The sequence below is a fragment of the Paenibacillus xylanilyticus genome (genome assembly GCF_009664365.1).
GTDB classification, from domain to species: Bacteria; Bacillota; Bacilli; order Paenibacillales; family Paenibacillaceae; genus Paenibacillus; species Paenibacillus xylanilyticus_A.
The window spans coordinates 5,292,081-5,306,302 of sequence record NZ_CP044310.1; the positions used below are offsets into that span (position 1 = coordinate 5,292,081).

The window sequence follows — 14,222 nt, forward strand, 5'->3', positions numbered from 1 at the left end:
TTTAACCAATCAATTTACTTGGGTTTAAGTAATCGTAATACCATCCTTTTCCAGTGTCAATATCAATTCATCCAGCGAACGGTCCAATCGGGTTGCAATGTCAGCCGAAAGCGCATATTTTCCGTCATCCAGACGCTCTACGCCTTGATCAACCGCGTAAACCCCACCCAAAATATGTCTTCCCCCAAGTGCGGCAAGTACAGGCTTCAATGCATAATCGATAGCCAGCAGATGCGCAATGGAGCCGCCGATAACAAGCGGAAGTGACACTTTACCGTGCAGCCCTTCCTGTGGAATCAGATCCAGGAACAGCTTCAGTACACCGGAGTAGGATGCTTTATACACAGGCGTAGCCAATATTACTGCGTCTGCGGCTTCAACGACGGCAAGCGCGTCTCGCACATGTGAACTGTCGAACCGGGCCTGCACAAGATCTTCAGCTGGCAGATCCGCTACATGTATCACCTCAACAGTAATGCCTGCTTCGGTTAATTTATTGCTGCTATACTCGGTTAGGCCGGTCAAACGTGAACGTTTGGAAGGTGCTCCGGCAATAATAACGACATGAGACATCATTAATCTCCTCCTTGGAATAGCGGTCAAGCCGCTCCTTTTACTCTTGGATCAAGCCGGTCACGAATATCGTCTCCAATCAGATTCACTGCGAGTACAAACATGGTAATGGCGAGTCCAGGGAAAGTACAGATCCACCAGGCTACGGTCAGGTAACCGCGTCCCTGCGAGAGCAGTGCGCCCCAATCCGGAATTTCCTTCAACACCCCAAGTCCAAGAAAACTGAGACCGGAACCCGTCAGGATGGAAGTACCCACCCCCAATGTTGCCATCACAAGCAGCGGAGACAGGGAATGCGGCAGGACATGCCGCCAGAAAATACGTCCGTTCGAACCGCCAAGCGACCGTGTCGCTGTGATAAACGGCAGGCTTTTGACAGACATCACCTGTCCGCGCATGACCCGTGCATATCCCGGAATGGAGGCTACCGCAACGGCCAGTGCAATGTTCAGCAGTCCAGGACCCAGTGCCGCAGCTACGGACAAGGCCAGCAGTACTCCCGGGACAGCCATCAGAATATCGACAGTACGCATAATCGCCGTATCTACCATTCCACCAACATACCCTGAGATAATCCCCAGGGCACTTCCCACCAGGCCACCGACAAGCACTGAAGCGAATCCGATTAGCAGTGAATCCCTGCTGCCGTGCACGACGACGCTGAAGATATCCCTTCCGAAATAATCCGTTCCAAACCAATGCGCAGCAGAAGGTGCCTGCAGGATCGCATCCGTCATCATCTGAGTTGGATCATAAGGAGCAATCCAGCCCGGAACAATGGCACAGGTAACGGTGAATAACACGACCAGCAGCGCTGCATAAAAGAATAACCGGGAAACCGCAAACGAGAAGCGGTAACGTCCCAAACGGCGATTCCACAGGCGTACACGCCCTTTGCTGCCGGCCCATGCCTTTTTGTCACCCACCAATGGTTTCATGCTCATAAGAGTCCTCCTTCCTCATCCCTCAAAGTACAGATGGTCCTCGCAATCAAGTACGTACTGCACGTCTGACCCTTGGATCGATGTACGCATACGAGATATCCACCAACAGATTCAGCACCACGTAGATGATTGCCGTAAAAAAGACAACGCCCTGTACCACAGGCAGGTCTTTCGCCATCAAGGCATCGGCAATAATCCGTCCGATTCCCTGTCTGGAGAATACCGTTTCGACCACGACGGTTCCCGCGAGCAGATCCCCAATCAACATGCCAATGACCGTTACGGCGGGAATCAGTGCATTGCGCAGTGCATGAACGTACATGATGGTTCGCTCCGTAAGCCCTTTGGCACGCAAGGCGACGATAAACGGTTCATTAATAATTTCAAGCATACTGTTACGTACCATCCGCACGATGAAACCTGCACCAACCAGACCGAGGGTGGCTGCTGGAAGAACCAATGAGGCGAAGCCCTCCGAACCCATGGCCGGGAACCAGCCGAGCTGAACCGAGAACAGCAGAATCAACAGAATGCCGGTCCAGAACGTTGGCATGGAGATACCAAACAGTCCAACAAGACGGGCAATAAAATCAATCACGCCATTTCGGTGGATGGCGGACAGCACGCCAAGCGTGATGCCGATGGTAATGGCGATGATGGAACTCAGTGCCGTCAGTGCCAGGGTGGCCGGGAAATGCTCCAGAATTTTGGGAAGTACTGGATCCGAGTTCATCATGGACTTGCCAAAATCGCCCCGCAGCATGTCGCCGAAATAGTTCGCAAATTGAATGTAAAACGGCTGATCCAGACCAAGCTGCGCCCGCAAATTCTCAATCATCTCCGGCGTAGCCGAGGATGGGTCCAGCATGAGCAGGACCGGATCACCCGGCAGAAGATACATGATGCAGTACACCAGCACCGAAGCTCCGAATATTACAAATAGTGATGTTGCAAGCCGAGTCAGTATCGTTTGAACCATACCGGGTCGTCTCCTTCCTGAATGCGTGATGGGCTGTCATGTTAGGGCTGAATTCGCACATCGTTGAACAATGGGTACCCAAGCGAATCAAACTTGACTCCCTGAACGGATTTGGATGCTGCAACCGTATAAGGGAATACATAGATCGGTAGAATGACAGCCTGATCAATCAGAAATTGCTGAATCTCGTTATAGATCTTCACACGTTTTTCGGGATCCGTTTCCACCGCTCCCTGTTCCAGCAGCTCGTCGATCTTCGGATCAGACAACCCGGACAACGTAGGACGCTCCCCTTCTGCGCTTGTATGATAGAAGGCGTATAGGGCATTCGGATCGGAATTGACCTGGCTGTTGCCATACAGATCATAGTCCCAGTTCTGATAAATGACCGTGGCAATGTCTTTTGTAATTTCAACTTCAACGGCGATGCCAACCTGTTTCAGCTGCTGCTGAATGATGGCGGCGATATCATTGCGCTTCTCCCGGTTTGGGGAACCATCCACATAACGCAGCGTCAGTTTCTGACCATCCTTTTCACGTATGCCATCCGCACCCTTCACCCAGCCCTGCTCATCCAGCAGCTGATTGGCTTTGTTGATGTCCGGATTGATGCTTCCTTCCAGCGAGGCATCGTAACCCAAAATGCCAGGAGACAATGCAGACCATGCTCGTTCATAGTTGCCCAGATACAACGTTTTGACGATGGATTCCACATCTACGGCGGATTGTACCGCCTGTCTGACCTTCACATCATCCCAAGGGGCTTTGCGCAGATTGAAGAAGAGAGTATACGGCAGTCCCACCGTATTGGCCTGCAGCAATTGCTGGTTCGGATCATTCTTCAGAGCCGCAACATTTTGCGGTGGAACGGTCTCTGCAGCGAGAACCTGACCGCTCTGTACGCTTCCAATCCGTGTCGCTTCCTCTGGTACAATTTTGAACGTGATCGTATCGAGATGAGGTGCAGCTTTGTTTTCAACCGTCTCTGGGCCCCAGTTGTAATCCTTGTTTTTGGCAACGACGATATCGGCATTTTCATCCCATTTCACGAAGGTATACGGCCCGGTGCCCACCGGGTTTTTGCCCAGTTGATCGCCATATTTCTTGGCAGCTGTAGGGGACACGATACCCAGCAGAGCCTGGCTTAAGTTGCCCAGGAAGGCCTGTGAAGGTGTTTCCAGATTCACCTTGATGGTGTATTCATCAATGACCTCGGAAGATTGATAGGGTCTGATCAGCGCAAGGGAATTGGCAGCTTTGGTAGCAGGATCGATGACACGATCCAGGTTGTACTTCACGGCTTCTGCGTTAAACGGCGTGCCATCGTGGAACTTCACGTCTTCACGCAGCTTGAACGTGTAACTCTTGCCATCCTCAGATACACTCCATTCCGTGGCGAGCCATGGTTTGATGGAACCATCAGGCAGCTGCACCACCAGATTGTCGTAAATGGTCCGGATGGCACGTACCGTAACGGCAAGCCCGCTTCGGTGAGGATCCAGCGTATCCGGTGAAGTTGCGAGTGCGAAAGTCAGATTCCCGCCCTCCGCTTCACTCGCCTGTTCACCACCCGATGCCTGAGCCGCACCGCTGGAGCTGCTGCCCGCTCCGCAACCGGACAATACCATTACCAATACTGCTGCCAGTGCCATAAATTTCATCCATGCGATAGACCTGTTCATATCGTTTCCCCCTCTGTGTATACAGGTGTCATTTTTTATTTTATATATAACCTATGAGATAAGTCGGTTTTAAAACACGGAAGTATTGCAATTAAGAATTCATATCGCTCTAGCGCCCATCTCACGTGCAGTTCATCTTATGCCTGCTGCACTTGCTCCCGGGCAGCCGTATAACGATTCACCGGAATCTGCACACCGAGATTGCCACGGAGTGTATCGTGCTCGTACTCCGTACGATAAATGCCGCGCTCCTGCAGAATCGGAACGACCAGTTCCACAAAATCAGACAGACCACTTGGCAATTCCGAATGGATAATGAACCCGTCAGCAGCCTCTGCTTCGAACCACTCCTGTATTTTGTCAGCTACCTGTTCCGGTGTACCCAGGAATTTGCTCTTCGGCGTAGCCGCACGCAATGCCACTTCGCGCAGGGTCAATCCCTGTTCTTTGGCATCCTTCTTGATTTTATCCGTGCCGCTGCGGAAGCTGTTGCTGCCAATGCCGTTCAGTTCAGGGAACGGTTCATCCAGCGGATATTGGGAGAAGTCATGGTGCTCGAAGAATCGTCCCAGATAATCCAGCGCTTTGTCGATCGTAACGAGGCTGGCAATCTCCTCGTATTTACGTTCGGCTTCTTCTTCCGTCCGTCCTACAATCGGGCTGATGCCTGGCAGAATGACGATATCCTGAGAGGAACGTCCATAGGAAGCCGCACGCGTTTTGACATCCTTGTAAAAGGCCTGTGCATCCTCGATCGTATCATGTCCGGTAAACACCGCATCCGCTTCTTTCGCTGCAAGGGTCTTGCCATCATCGGAGGAGCCTGCCTGGAAGATCACCGGCTGACCTTGGCGTGAACGGGCAATGTTCAGTGGTCCCTGTACGGAGAAGAACTCCCCTTCGTGATTGAGTGTATGCAGTTTGGATGGATCGAAGAAAACACCGCTCTCTTTGTCTCGAACAAACGCATCATCTTCCCATGAATCCCACAGGCCTTTGGTTACCTGCAAATATTCGGTTGCAATTCGGTATCGCTCTGGATGGGTAGGGTGATTGCTTTTACTATAGTTTTTGGCTGATCCTTCAAGCGGGGAGGTAACCACGTTCCAGCCTGCGCGGCCGTCGCTGATCAGATCAAGCGAACCAAACTGTCTGGCAACGGTAAACGGATCGCTGTAGGACGTGGAGAGCGTTCCCACCAGACCAATCCGCGAAGTGACGGCTGCCAAGGCAGACAACAGGCTGATCGGTTCAAACCGATTCAGGAAGTGGGGAATGGATTTTTCGGTGATGTACAGACCATCGGCAATAAAAACGAGATCAAACTTACCTTCTTCCGCTTTCAGCGTCTGGCGCTTATAGAACTCAAAATTCACACTCGCATCCGGTTGAACCTCCGGGTGTCTCCATGTGGTCATGCTGCCTCCGACACCGTGAACAATGGCTCCAAATTTCAAACTGCGTTTTGCCGTCATATACATTCCGCCTTCCCTCATATTGGATTTAGGTTGATGCAACAGGATCCAGGACACGACATTTACATTTTCGAAACTCAAAAGTAACTATTCCTATGAGTTTGGTCAGTTTTATAATTTCACAAATCTTATCACTGCCCTGTGAAAGGGTCAACGGGGTGACTAATAGAACTTTTCTATATATAAATCAGAGATCTGTATAAGACAGGTTCATTCGTACGCTCCCGGCTACGTTCCACTGTCCCAGCAGCTTTCTATAGCCGGAAACGACGAATTTAATCCGATAGTGCAAAGGACGATCAGACCGCTGCTGCCTCATCCGGATGGGCCAAAAGCGCGGCAAGCTTCTCCAGATCCGGTTCCAGCAAAGCCTCAAACTTGCCTTCTCCTCCAACTTCAATCACAGGAACATGCCGAATGCCGTATTTCGCTTCAAGCACATCCCTCAGCACATCATGGCCTTCCACTTCAATGTTCTCAAAAGGCTGATTCCGTGATGTCAAAAACGCTTTGACCTCTCCACAGAAATGACAGCCTGTTTTGCTCCATAGCACTACTTTTTTGGGTGATGTAGACATCGATAACCCTCCTGATTGTATTCAAGGATAAGATCGAGGCATGCCTCAGACCTTTAATTCCTACCTGTTAAATAAGAATTATGGCTATAAATGTACTCTTCGTACCCTCAAGCGTCAATGGAGCTCCTAATAGAATAAACCTATAGCAGCATAGAAAGATTAAATTTAATTTTTTTGAAAAAGCGATTACATCCATCCATCTCTGCATGCTTCCTTGACCAGAGTAAGGACTTTCCGGGCCATCCCGGCGTAAAAATCAACCTCATCTGGACTTTGATCGATAGCCCATCTAAGCGTATCAAAGGTCTTCAAGACCATCACAAGTCTCATCTGTTCCAGCTCATGTTCATTCAGTCCGTAGCTCTCCATAAAGGCTTCTAATTCTACCTTATTGGGTCCTTCTCCATGGATCTGGCATCGTATCATATGTATGATATCGCCGAACGGTACCACAGTGACTTCTGCATTTCCCCAATCCAAAAGTGTAATCTGGCCCGCCAAATCAACCATCGTGTTCTTCAAAGAGAGATCACCATGACACAGGCCAAAACGGAACGTTTCCATTTTCAAACGCTCGAACCGCTGTCTTACCCTTTTCGATTCTGCTTGAGTTAGTACGCCCAGCTCAATTAAGGTATCATGCTCCGTCAAGCTATTGATATTGTACTGGACGTATCCCTCCCAGCTGCCATCTGATCCCGCATGCGGCGGGGAATAAAATGTACCCGAGACCGGGTCCATCCGTTCGCCGAAACCTGCTGCTGGAATGGAATGAATCCGTTTGGCGTACTCGCCGAGCTTTCTCCAGATTTCAACCGTGTCTGTCTTTGCATCCAGTCCATTATCTCCTTGGACAACCGTTTGTATCATATAAGCTGTTTCATCCATAATACCAACCGATAACGTCTCAGGTCCTGGAACCCCAACGGCTGCTACTTGCTCTAAGCACCATCGTTCCTTCATAAAAATCGGATATTGGTCTTTATCGTTCATACGCACAATAACATTATGCTGCTCCGTCTCGACCACACAAACCTGATTGACGAAACCCTTCCCAACAATCTGATGTGCTGCCTTAACTTTTTCCTGCAAAAAATGACTGGCTATTCGTTCAGCCAGTACGATGCTTTCATTCTTCATCATGCACCATCCCCATATCGCATGCTTAAGTTAGCTCTGCGATGATTCAATTGGTCATAGTGTAAAATGAAATCGCTTACTTTACAATCATCCATAAACACAAAGATTGCCTTGTATGTAACGCATGGAAAGCCTGGATGCGAAATGAAATGGAGCCGTACGCTGCACATTACATCTCGCATCATGCCGAACCGGTTCACAGCGAGCCTCATCTTTACAGATCTTCGTTTAAAAGCTGCGGCGGTGCAATGATGGGCAAGCCTTCCGGAATTGCATGCAGCTGTTCCGGAGACACGCTCAATACATGACCGGAATGTACGCCCCATTGTTCTGCTGCATATACCGTTGCGAATTTTCTTCGTCTGCCCTCGCTGATCTGATACCGAACCTCCGGCGCATCAGCTGCCGCAAGGATACAGCCTTCCGTCCAACCCGTGTCCGAGTCATGAATCGATGAAACATGCACATGCCTCACTTCAAGCGGCCAGCCCCGAATTTCACTTGATGACACTACAGCTTCTCCGGCAGGGATCCCCAGCAGATCCGGTTTGGCTACCTGAACAGGGGATATGCCTCGCGGTACGGGAATATTCAGCTTGCGGCGCAGTCCTCCCGCCAGACGGTATACATCGCCTTTTGCATCGGACACGAAGCAGCCTTCAGGATAAAAGTCGCTGCTGCGTCTTGTCTTCGGTACCTCGTCCTGACTGCCCTTCGTGGACAATTGCTGACGCGGGTTGGCTTTGCCCAAATGGGCGGAATCCGGCGCTGCCGATGATTTCTCCTGTGCCATATGTTGTGCAAGCTGCAATGTCTTCGCGACCAAAGCGTGAGGATCTCCCCACTTCCTGGAATGAAATTGTTCGTTCCCCTTGTTCACAGCCGCAAAATCCGGTTCCCCCAGCGCCTTCATGCTGACGCTGCCAAAGTGATGAATGAAGGCATCTCCTGCGACCGCAAGCTTGTATCCTGCCATCTTCACCCGAATCATCCAGTCATCATCTTCGAAGTTGCCTACCGCATATCCTTCGTCCAGATATCCCACCCGCTCCAGCAGGTCTCGTGAGAACAGCCAGCAAAAGCCGACAAGCCGTTCGGTTACCCGGTGTTTACCAGGGTCAGGCCGGTTGTGTCTGGCGGCAAAGGACCACATATCCTGCACCTCGGAATACGGAACATCGATCTGCTGATCGCCTCCTATATAGTTGGTGACTGGGCCGACCAGGCCAATCTCCGGATCACTGTCCAGGCAGGCCATCATGTTATCAAGCCAGCCTGGCGTGACCAGCGTATCGTTATTCAGCACCACGATATGACGGCCTCTCGCCATCATTAGCCCCTGATTGACACCTCCGGCAAATCCGCGGTTAACCTCCAGTGCAGCCACTCTCACCATGCCGCCTTTACGCAGCATCGCTTCTGCTGTCCCGTCCTTCGAACCATTATCCACTACAATGATTTCGTAGGGAGCAGGCGTATGTTTCTCGATACTGGATACACATTTAAGGGCATACTCCCGCTGGTTATAGGTCGGAATAATGATGCTGACCCCTTCAAATAACAATCCAAAAGAACTCTGACCCTGTCTTACCCCTTCATCGTATCCCCTACTGTACCCTTGTTTGTACAGTTTGACAGCTCGAGCCCCCCGTTTGCCTTTCCCTCTGTATCCCGACTTCCGAACCGTGCTCTTTCCAGCGGAATGCAGAACAACTTTGGCGGGTCCGGAGCCCCGATGCTTAGATATGATACCTGGTTTGCTCATGCTGCTTCCCCCATTTCCCCTCGTCCGGATGCATCGCGTCGCGTCAGCCATCCGCCAGACTCCATTAGAGATGAAGCTCTCCTGTAACCAATTTATCTGCCAAATGCCCAAAATCCAGAGCAACCCTGCCGAGTTCGCCGGCAATGCGCCGACACAGGATTACGGCCGGAACTCCTGCAGCAACCAGAGCAATATCAAAGGAATGCGCTGCCGTTTCCTGCACCACCCTGGGCACATCCATAACCCCCGCAACCGAACCAATGATGCCTGTCACATGGATTCCGTGACTGAGAAGCAGTGCACCGAGCCCGCTTGCCTGACTGCCGATCACCAGCACGCGGCGACCTTGCAGGATAGGCAGCAGCAGCCCCGTCTGATGCAGGCTATAGTTGATAGTGGAACTGGTCAGCTTCAACCGGGACCAGTCAATCCCGAAGTGGCGCATCACCGGGAATAACAAGCCTTGAAACGTGGGCGCCCGGGAGATCGGAACGCCTACCCAATCCGCCCCCTGTATTGCTTCGGCCAGCGCAGCCCGAATCTCGGGAACGGAGCGCGGCACCCCTGCGTAAGGCAGAAACGGTGCCAGCTCCTGCACCTGCTCGCCGGGCAGCACCGTATCGGCTGCCAGCGTGAGCAGTTCGCCATCTCCGAGGCGAACGACCGACAGGGGGCGCTGTGCATCCAGCGCCCCCCGGATCTGGTCAGCCACCTCGTGGGGGCTGGCCAGACGGGTGAGGCTGGGCGCATATTGGCGGAAACCCGCCGCGATCAGATCTGCCGCCGCTACGGCAGGCAGAATATGGTCCGGCGGGATGTGCTGCGCCACCAGCGCCTCTCCGCCCGCGAATACGCCGTCGCGGTAGCCCTCGGCGTAGCCGCCGGGTGCACCTGCCGGCTCTGCAGGCGGCAGGGCCTTGGCGCTGCCCGCAGAGCCGGCAGCAGCGCCAGCTTGCCCCGCAGGGGCGACACCACCGTGCGGGTGGTGTGTCGCCCGGAGCGGGGCCGTGCCCGCACCGCGGGCAGGCACCGCCTTCGGCGTGCTGGCTTGCGGTGCGGGCACAGGCGCACGGCGCGCAGCCGGGCGCGGCGCCCGCCGGGGTGCTGCGCGGCGGCGGCCGTGAGCCGCGGTATGCCCGCGCCTGCCAGCGGAGCGGCGGCGTGCAGCGGCCTTCCTGCCGGCAGGCTTACGCGGCACAGCAGTACTCGCGCCTGCCGGGGCCCGCGCAGTGCGATGCCCGGGCTTGACGGCAGCCCGCCGGATTCCGGCCTCTGGGGTTCCAGTCACCATCAGAACGCCTTGCCCTTGAAATGCTGCCGGGCGAGTACCTCGCGGCTTACCTGTCGCCCTGGCTTCCGTGTGCCCGGTCCGTTTCGCTACTCTCATGGCATTCCCTCCCTTGACATGCACGGGAGCGCCGCTGCACAAAGCGCCGGAGCCTCCTTCCAGCTCCGGCGCAGGTTACTCGGGTCCCATGGGGCACCGCACAGCGGCAGCATCAGGCGCATGATGTTATGGCAGTTGTCCCTTCATGCGGACTGCAGCTTCCTGCAGCGATTCGAAGGTACCTGCATCGCTCCAGTATTTTTGCAAGATGTCATACTCCAGGCCGCCAGCAGAGGCATAGTGGTTATTAACATCCGTAATTTCAAGCTCCCCGCGTGCCGAAGGCGTAATGCCATCGATCAGATGGAATACATGATCATCGTACATGTAAATCCCCGTTACACAGTACGAGGTTTTCGGCTGGCTAGGTTTTTCCTCAATGTACGATATGCGCTCCGGATGGTTCGCGTCAAAGACAGGTACACCGTAACGTCTGGCATCATCCACCTCTTTCAGCAGCACACGTGCTGTTCCCGCTGGCTGCTGCACGTAACGATCAACATAAGGTTTCAGATCATCACTGAACAGATTGTCACCCAGCAGTACAACAAACTTTTCACCAGGAAGAATAAAGGACTTTGCCAGGTCAAGTGCTTCTGCAATGCCTCCCGCCTGCTCCTGAATCCGGTAGGTCAACCGGACCCCAAGCTCGGCTCCGCCGCCCAGATACTCCGTATACAGTCCCGCCGAATGTTTGCCCATTACAATCAAAATATCCTCAATGCCCGCCTGACGGAGTCTGTCGATGCCATACACAATCATCGGATGTTTACCGACCGGAAGCAGATGTTTGTTAATCAGCCGCGTCAGAGGATACAGCCGTGTTCCCGTTCCTCCAGCAAGAATTACACCTTTCATTCCACATTCCCTCCCTCATCGGATGTCTCAATATATTCAAGTGGATCGACATGCCATTTATGGATAAATATCGAGCGATTCCGTTCAAGCAATTGCTTCCATGCAGCCGGGTCTGTCTTCTGAAAACTCGCACTGCCGCGATGATGCACAAGTACATCTCTGCATACAAGCAGTCGATACCCTTGCATGCGAGCCCGGTAGCAATAATCATCGTCCTCATAATGTCCTGGCGAATAGGCTTCGTCAAGCAAGCCAATGGACGTCATGACCTCTCGCCGAAACAACATACACAGTCCTACGATGCGGTTGACTTCCTTCCACCTGGTTGGGTCGGAGACATTGTTGGCTGCCGCCAATTGCTGGAACTGTTCCATGCTCCCAAAGTCCAGGTCAACCTGCTGAATCCCGCTTGCATAATTGGTTACCGGTCCGGTGATTCCGATATTTGCTTCACTGTAGAGTCCGAGCCGAAGATTTTCGAGCCACCGCGGGGTCACCGTGACATCGTTGTTGAGCAGCAGCAGCTCATCACCGCAGGCCGCACGCAGCCCGGCATTACAGGCTGCTGGGAAACCCCGGTTCTCCGGTAATCGAACAAATCGAACTTGTTCACGGGCACAATAGGCTGCCGTACCATCGACGGAACCGTTATCCACTACCACAATCTCGTAAGGCGTGCCTGCTCCGGTATACTCCCGAATGGCATCAATACACGGCTTCAGCAGGTCCAGTCCGTTATACGTTGGAATCACGATGCTCGTCAGTGTCATCGGGCGTTCCTCCTGTAAGCCACTTCGGCTCGGGTTAACATCCGCGAAGCCGGCTCATGCTCTGCTGACGCCATCCAGGCTGCAATCGCCTCCAGGTGGTCCCCAATGATCAATCCCGCGACTTCGTTACCACTGCCTGTATTCGTGGTACGCAGACGATTGGAACGAATCACGTCCACTTGGCAAGGCGCCGTGACACTTAGACCATGCCGGATCGCCATGGCTTGCGCCTTCGGTGGAACAGCCAGAGATTCAGGCTTCACGGTCAGAACCATTTTGCGGGAAAGGGCATGCGGGACGGCAGTCAGGGAATTGGATCCCAGATCAGGTCTTCCGAGAGTACGGTTGAGATACGCCTTGATCCGGCTCACATCATCCTGCCGGGCAAAAGGCGGCAGTAACGAATTGAGATCATTCAAGGCCACATCGCTTCCCCGGTCCACTGCATATAGAAATGGGGCCAGCTGTTCGGCCGGAAGCACCATGTCCCCATCCACAAAAAGAATCGCTTCCGCTTCGGTCATTTTCGCTCCAAGTGCACGGCCTACATCATGTCCTGCCCGATCTGGTTCATACACAAGGGTTATATCGGACTCGGCCAGCACCAGATTCAAACTGTCGTCCGTTGTTCCATTCAACACAACAATGATGTCCTTCAGCGGCAGCCGCTTTAACTGTGCCATTACTTTACCGAGTGTCCGTTCTTCATTGCACGCACAGACAACAGCGGCAGCAGAATGATGGAGGGGGAGCGGAACGATATCCACTGGATATCCTGCACTCTTCTCGTATCCTTGCATATATGCTTTCCCTGCCTGCATGGCAGCTTCATAGCTTCCGAAATTTCCCGAGATGGACTGCCAGTGCTCACGCCAGGCAAGACGTGCATGTTGGGCAGCCAGCGCCCTATCTTCAGGTGCACTGCGTCCTGCCTGATGACCCGACTTCCATACTGCATTCAAACTGGGTTCTGGAGCTCTGGCTGCTGGTCCCTTCGGCCGCCTTCTCCCGGGAATGTTACGTCTGGACGCCAGTTGTCTTTTCATCGTCTGACGATGGCGGACAACTCTCGAACGTTCTTTCATCTTCTCACCTCGTCAGACAGCGAACACGCTGCAGGTCGGAATACCCTCCGCGTGGACCGCGTTCGTCGGTGATCCACCTGATCGCTGTCAGATGATCATTCAGCACCACTTGGCTCAGCGGATCTGGCCCGCTTCGCCGTTTCACCCGAACCGCATTCATTTTACCTACAGGTACATGATGAACGGCGCGTACCTCTAACCCACTCGACACGGCTTTGGCTAATGCAAGCGGAGGAACCTCCAGCGAAGGAATGCCTATAACATCAAGTGCCCTGCGGCTTAACGCATGCGGAATGGCTGTCATTGAAGCTCCCTGCAGGTCCGGCCTGGCCAGGATGCTGTTCAGGACATGCTTGGCCTCCACCACGGGATGTACAGGATTTCGTTTAACCGGTCCGTCATAATCGTTAAGCGCTACATCTGTCCCATCCAATATGGCCTGCACATAGGGAGCGAGCTGCTCTGCAAGTATGGGGATATCTGCATCGGTAAAAAGGATAATTCCTCCTCTGGCAGCCGCTGCTCCCATACGTCTTCCTGCATCGTGACCCAGAGCTTCCGTATACAAAAGCACTCTTGCACCTGCTGCCTGTGCCGCTGCTGCCGTGCCGTCCGTTGAGCCGTTGACAACGGCAATCACTTCGGAATCCTTGCAGATGCGAAGCGCCTGCCTAACAACTCTGCCAATCGTCTTTTCTTCATTCATTGCCGGTATGATCACCGAAAGCATGGGGTTGTTTGGATGGATTTCCTCCCGTATTGGGGAGATGACGTATCTGGGGGTTCCCGCACCCTTCTTGCGCATGGGTTTTACACGTCTTTTGTGCAACGGCTTCCTCTTTCGGCTCACCACTTTGGCGGCTGAATGAACAGTACGACGACGCTGCTGCAATACTGTCACCTCCCACCCTCAAAAATACTCAACATGCCAAGGGAGTACACGTTATTCTATGTAATTAGGGAATAGTGGAAACGGCGTTTGTCCT

At 53.1% G+C, this 14,222-nt stretch carries 13 protein-coding genes; all 13 read right to left on the reverse strand.

The features are described 5' to 3' along the window. Positions 1-24: 24 nt before the first annotated feature. The 13 genes from ssuE to F4V51_RS23635 all read right to left on the reverse strand — a co-directional run bounded on the left by ssuE (position 25) and on the right by F4V51_RS23635 (position 14,128). Positions 25-573 carry an NADPH-dependent FMN reductase gene (gene ssuE / locus F4V51_RS23575; RefSeq protein ID WP_153980835.1) on the reverse strand — a complete coding sequence of 183 codons (549 nt, stop codon included), beginning with the start codon at positions 571-573 and terminating at the stop codon, positions 25-27. Between the two features lie 26 nt (positions 574-599). Continuing rightward, positions 600-1,517: an ABC transporter permease gene (locus F4V51_RS23580; RefSeq protein WP_153979850.1), complete on the reverse strand. Its 918-nt coding sequence runs from the start codon at positions 1,515-1,517 to the stop codon at positions 600-602. Between the two features lie 46 nt (positions 1,518-1,563). Next, positions 1,564-2,496: an ABC transporter permease gene (locus F4V51_RS23585; RefSeq protein WP_110756487.1), complete on the reverse strand. Its 933-nt coding sequence runs from the start codon at positions 2,494-2,496 to the stop codon at positions 1,564-1,566. A gap of 41 nt (positions 2,497-2,537) precedes the next feature. Continuing rightward, positions 2,538-4,178 (reverse strand): ABC transporter substrate-binding protein, encoded by a 1,641-nt coding sequence (locus tag F4V51_RS23590; RefSeq protein ID WP_153979851.1) that lies wholly within the window; start codon positions 4,176-4,178, stop codon positions 2,538-2,540. Positions 4,179-4,315: 137 nt separating this feature from the next. Continuing rightward, complete coding sequence (locus F4V51_RS23595; protein WP_153979852.1) at positions 4,316-5,653, reverse strand: LLM class flavin-dependent oxidoreductase; 1,338 nt, start codon at positions 5,651-5,653, stop codon at positions 4,316-4,318. Positions 5,654-5,952: 299 nt separating this feature from the next. Further along, the gene (locus tag F4V51_RS23600) at positions 5,953-6,231 is read right to left on the reverse strand and encodes a glutaredoxin family protein (RefSeq protein ID WP_153979853.1); all 279 of its coding nucleotides are present in this window, start codon (positions 6,229-6,231) and stop codon (positions 5,953-5,955) included. Positions 6,232-6,417: 186 nt separating this feature from the next. Further along, positions 6,418-7,374, reverse strand: a complete 957-nt coding sequence (locus F4V51_RS23605; protein ID WP_236146632.1) for an aminoglycoside phosphotransferase family protein — start codon at positions 7,372-7,374, stop codon at positions 6,418-6,420. A 211-nt stretch (positions 7,375-7,585) separates the two neighbouring features. Continuing rightward, a complete protein-coding gene (locus F4V51_RS23610; RefSeq protein ID WP_162009985.1) occupies positions 7,586-9,136 on the reverse strand; it encodes a glycosyltransferase family 2 protein in 1,551 nt (516 codons plus the stop codon). A gap of 64 nt (positions 9,137-9,200) precedes the next feature. Then, a complete protein-coding gene (locus F4V51_RS23615) occupies positions 9,201-10,523 on the reverse strand; it encodes a GT-D fold domain-containing protein (RefSeq protein WP_323131785.1) in 1,323 nt (440 codons plus the stop codon). 126 nt (positions 10,524-10,649) lie between these two features. After that, positions 10,650-11,381, reverse strand: coding sequence for a sugar phosphate nucleotidyltransferase (locus F4V51_RS23620; protein ID WP_095292014.1), 732 nt, complete (start codon positions 11,379-11,381; stop codon positions 10,650-10,652). Continuing rightward, the gene (locus F4V51_RS23625; RefSeq protein WP_153979855.1) at positions 11,378-12,151 is read right to left on the reverse strand and encodes a glycosyltransferase family 2 protein; all 774 of its coding nucleotides are present in this window, start codon (positions 12,149-12,151) and stop codon (positions 11,378-11,380) included. The genes F4V51_RS23620 and F4V51_RS23625 overlap by 4 nt, the downstream gene beginning before the upstream one ends. Continuing rightward, positions 12,148-13,236, reverse strand: a complete 1,089-nt coding sequence (locus F4V51_RS23630; protein WP_236146633.1) for a glycosyltransferase family A protein — start codon at positions 13,234-13,236, stop codon at positions 12,148-12,150. Before F4V51_RS23630 ends, F4V51_RS23625 begins: the two co-directional genes overlap by 4 nt. A gap of 4 nt (positions 13,237-13,240) precedes the next feature. Continuing rightward, positions 13,241-14,128, reverse strand: a complete 888-nt coding sequence (locus F4V51_RS23635) for a glycosyltransferase family 2 protein (protein WP_236146634.1) — start codon at positions 14,126-14,128, stop codon at positions 13,241-13,243. Positions 14,129-14,222 lie beyond the last annotated feature (94 nt).

What these genes read in the sequence shown, in the direction of transcription:
- ssuE (WP_153980835.1), bottom strand. Translation starts at nt 573, where the DNA reads ATGTCTCATGTCGTTATTATTGCCGGAGCACCTTCCAAACGTTCACGT.
- F4V51_RS23580 (WP_153979850.1), bottom strand. Translation starts at nt 1,517, where the DNA reads ATGAGCATGAAACCATTGGTGGGTGACAAAAAGGCATGGGCCGGCAGC.
- F4V51_RS23585 (WP_110756487.1), bottom strand. Translation starts at nt 2,496, where the DNA reads ATGGTTCAAACGATACTGACTCGGCTTGCAACATCACTATTTGTAATA.
- F4V51_RS23590 (WP_153979851.1), bottom strand. Translation starts at nt 4,178, where the DNA reads ATGAACAGGTCTATCGCATGGATGAAATTTATGGCACTGGCAGCAGTA.
- F4V51_RS23595 (WP_153979852.1), bottom strand. Translation starts at nt 5,653, where the DNA reads ATGACGGCAAAACGCAGTTTGAAATTTGGAGCCATTGTTCACGGTGTC.
- F4V51_RS23600 (WP_153979853.1), bottom strand. Translation starts at nt 6,231, where the DNA reads ATGTCTACATCACCCAAAAAAGTAGTGCTATGGAGCAAAACAGGCTGT.
- F4V51_RS23605 (WP_236146632.1), bottom strand. Translation starts at nt 7,374, where the DNA reads ATGATGAAGAATGAAAGCATCGTACTGGCTGAACGAATAGCCAGTCAT.
- F4V51_RS23610 (WP_162009985.1), bottom strand. Translation starts at nt 9,136, where the DNA reads ATGAGCAAACCAGGTATCATATCTAAGCATCGGGGCTCCGGACCCGCC.
- F4V51_RS23615 (WP_323131785.1), bottom strand. Translation starts at nt 10,523, where the DNA reads ATGAGAGTAGCGAAACGGACCGGGCACACGGAAGCCAGGGCGACAGGT.
- F4V51_RS23620 (WP_095292014.1), bottom strand. Translation starts at nt 11,381, where the DNA reads ATGAAAGGTGTAATTCTTGCTGGAGGAACGGGAACACGGCTGTATCCT.
- F4V51_RS23625 (WP_153979855.1), bottom strand. Translation starts at nt 12,151, where the DNA reads ATGACACTGACGAGCATCGTGATTCCAACGTATAACGGACTGGACCTG.
- F4V51_RS23630 (WP_236146633.1), bottom strand. Translation starts at nt 13,236, where the DNA reads ATGAAAGAACGTTCGAGAGTTGTCCGCCATCGTCAGACGATGAAAAGA.